This is a genomic window from Streptomyces sp. adm13(2018) (genome assembly GCF_008042145.1).
Lineage (GTDB): Bacteria > Actinomycetota > Actinomycetes > Streptomycetales > Streptomycetaceae > Streptomyces.
In genome coordinates this window covers 1-3,129 of record NZ_RDBH01000088.1, presented here as the reverse complement: position 1 = coordinate 3,129, position 3,129 = coordinate 1, and the positions used below count along the sequence as shown (strand labels likewise).

The window sequence follows — 3,129 nt, the reverse complement described above, 5'->3', positions numbered from 1 at the left end:
CCTCAGGGGTGGGTGAACACGCCCACCATCCGGGTGTCCGGATTGCTGCTCATCCCGACGATCGCACCGCCGTCGGCGCGGTTGGCACGCGCGTGCGTACCCGCGTACCCGTCCTCGGTGAGGAAGACGCCGAGCGCGGCGATCCAGTCGTCGACCTCGCCGGTCGCGGGGTCGTACACCGGCTCCGCACGCGGTACGACCCGTTCCTGCGCCACATAGCCGCCGCGCTCGACGGCGGTCCACAGCGCCTTGTCCCACTCCGCCTCCGCGCACTCCCAGCCGACGATGGTGTCCAGCCCGCCGTATCCGGCGCCCGGTTTGAGGATGAGGCGCTCGCGCCGCTCCCGGCAGAGGTCGAGCAGTTCGGCCGGGACCGCCGCGTGGAGCGACCGGCTCCACGGCAGGACCCGGTCGACGAGCGCCCGCTCGCCGGCGTCGAACGAGCCGCTCCAGCGCGGATCGGTGAGCAGTGCGAGCGCGCTCTTGTTCGAGTAGAAGCCGCTCTCCAGAGAGGTGAACAGGACGGTCCGGCCGGCCCGGTGGGCCCGGAAGAACGGCTCCGCGACCTCGGGCCCCGCCGGGTCGTCCAGCAGCTGGCTCGCCGCGAAGTTCCGCAGGACCAGGTCCAGCGGGGCGCCGTCCAGGGTGAGTTTGCCGTCGGCGCCGGTCCGCACCCGGTCGATCTCGCCGATCCGCATGTCGATGCCCTGCTCGGCCATCGCCTCGACGGTGGCCCGCATCAGCCTGCCGTACGGGCCGACCCCGCCGCGGCCCTCGATCAGCCCGACCACCGGGTCCCCGCCCCCGGACATCGCAGGCCTGGCGCGGTCGCGCAGCACGGCCGCCGTCCGGGCGGCGATGTCCACGTGGTCGAGCCGGTGCGCGCGGGCGAAGTCCGCGAACGCGGGCACCCGGAGCAGCCCTCGGTTGAACACGGCCATGTCGAGCCCGCCGACCTCGCTGCCGAGGTTGAACTCCAGGAGCCGGTACGACGTGCCGTCATGGTAGGCGTCGGCCCGCCCGAACCGGGCCGGGACGCCGGTGCCGCCGCGGCGCAGCAGCACCGCGAGCGCGGGATGGATCCCGACCTCCGCCGCGTACCGGTCGAGGTCCCCGTCGAAGAGCCGGAGCGGCAGGGACACGAGCAGCTCGAAGAGCCCCTCCAGGTCCCGCGCGAAGGCGGCCGTCTCCGCGGCCCGTACGAACCAGGGCCGGGGCAGCAGGTGCGCGCGCCACGCCTCCTCGAAGGCCGGGGGCAGTTCGGCCCGCGCCACGGCCTCGGCGAGCCCGAGGTTCCCGCCCCGGCACTGCTCGACGTGTATCCGGCTCAGATCGGTCATCGGCGGCGCTCGCTTCCCTGACGGCATCGGGTACGTGCTCGGAAAGGCGAGCAGACTACCGCGCGGCTCAGCTGGTGATCGTCACCACCGTCGCCGCCGTGACCGCGAGCATCGCCGCCTGCATGTCCCGGATCGCCCGGCGCACGCCCTCCGCCGCCCACTGACCGGCCGTGAGCTCCTCCAGCCGGGCCGCGACCTCCTTGCGGGGCAGGTCGGGGAAGGCGAGGCGGTGCAGCCGGGCGCCGTGGACCAGGGCGAGCAGGCCCGTGGTGCGGGCGCTGTGGGTGGCGCCGTCGGTGAGGACCGTGTGCAACCTGGCCCGCAGCTCGCGCTCGACGGAGCCGTCCGCCTCCGGATAGCGGGTGATGGGGAAGAGCCCCATGACCCGCTGCCGCTCCTCGCGCACCAGACCGCGCTCGCGGAGGCTCTCGACCGTCGCCCGGACCGCCTTGCCCTGGTCCTTGGTCAGCCACTCGGTGACCTTCGGGGGCCCGCTCCTCTTCGCGCACCACGTGTCGAGCCGCCGCAGCCGCCCGTCGAGCAGCGGCACCTCGGTGGGCGTCGCGTCCGTCACCCGCAGCCGGCCGTCGTCGACCGACACGCGCCCCGCCAGCACGAGATCGAGCAGGATGCCGCCCGCGACCGCCCACGCCGCCGTCTGCCGTTCCTTCGCGACCCCGGACACGTCGTCCAGGGACAGCAGCATGATCTCCTCAGCGAGCGTGACCGCCACCCCGTACCCCTCGTCCTCCGCATGCGGCCTGCCGCATGAGCGCGTGTGCGGTGCCGCGCGGCGGTCGAACGCCCCCGGCACCCTTCGCACCTCAGGACGAACGGAGCCCCCGCGCGGTTCCCGCCGACGGGCCTCCGCCCGCTGTGACCTGCGCCGATCCCGGGGTGCCGCAAGTCCGGCCGACCGTTGGTCTGGACCGCGGCGGGCCGGGGCGTCAAGCTCTCGCTATGGACTTGGAGCTGAGGCACCTCAAGACGATCCGGGCCATCGCCGACGCGGGAAGCCTCACACGCGCCGCGACCGCGCTCGGGCTCGCCCAGCCGGCGCTCAGCGCTCAGCTCAAGCGGATCGAACGGGCCCTGGGCGGAGCCCTGTTCGAGCGCGGCCGGGAGGGCGTACGGACCACGGCCCTCGGCGACCTCGTCCTCGAACGGGCCCGGGTCGTCCTCCCCGCCGTCTGCGAGCTCCAGGAGGAGGCCGTGCGGTTCGCCCGCGACGGCGCCGAGGGCTACCGGCTCGGCGGCACCCACGGACCGCTGCTCGGCGGCCTGGTCGACCGCATCGCGCGCGAGGACCCCGGCGCCCCGGTCACCACGTACATCTCCTGGTCGGAACGTGAGATCGCCGGCGGGGTCGCCGACGGCCGCCTCGACTTCGCCCTCGTCGGGGTCTGCGGCGAGAGCGGGCCGCCCGAGGCCGGACGGCTCGCGTGGACGGAGGTCGCCCGGGACCCGGTGTACGTGATGCTGGCCGCCGACCACCCGCTCGCCCCGCGCGCCGAGATCGACCTGGCCGAACTGGCCGCCGAGGCCTGGACCGACGTGCCCGGCGACGGCTGCTTCGGCGACTGCTTCGCGGCCGCCTGCGTACGGGCCGGGTTCACCCCGGCGTGCGTGTACGAGACGGACACCGCGTCCTGCGTGCACCTGGTACAGGTCGGCCGGGCCGTCGGACTCTGCCGGGCGACCTCCGTCCACGCGAGCCGTCCGGCCTCGGGCGGCCCGCTCTCGCCGCAGACCCCGACGAGGGCGAAGTCGAGGCGGCCGTCGGCGACCC

General features: G+C 74.8%; 3 protein-coding genes. 1 reads left to right on the top strand and 2 read right to left on the bottom strand.

Annotated elements, in window-relative coordinates:
• Positions 1-2 precede the first annotated feature (2 nt).
• Together EAO70_RS07950 and EAO70_RS07945 are read right to left on the bottom strand one after the other, a co-directional pair.
• Entirely contained in the window at positions 3-1,340 is a 1,338-nt protein-coding gene (locus EAO70_RS07950; RefSeq protein ID WP_148002301.1) for a hypothetical protein, read from the bottom strand.
• 67 nt (positions 1,341-1,407) lie between these two features.
• Entirely contained in the window at positions 1,408-2,073 is a 666-nt protein-coding gene (locus EAO70_RS07945) for a GOLPH3/VPS74 family protein (protein ID WP_187283789.1), read from the bottom strand.
• Positions 2,074-2,300: 227 nt separating this feature from the next.
• Between EAO70_RS07945 and EAO70_RS07940 the strand changes: the two genes are divergently transcribed.
• Positions 2,301-3,129: LysR family transcriptional regulator (locus EAO70_RS07940; protein ID WP_148002300.1), on the top strand; the 829-nt coding region annotated here is incomplete at its 3' end.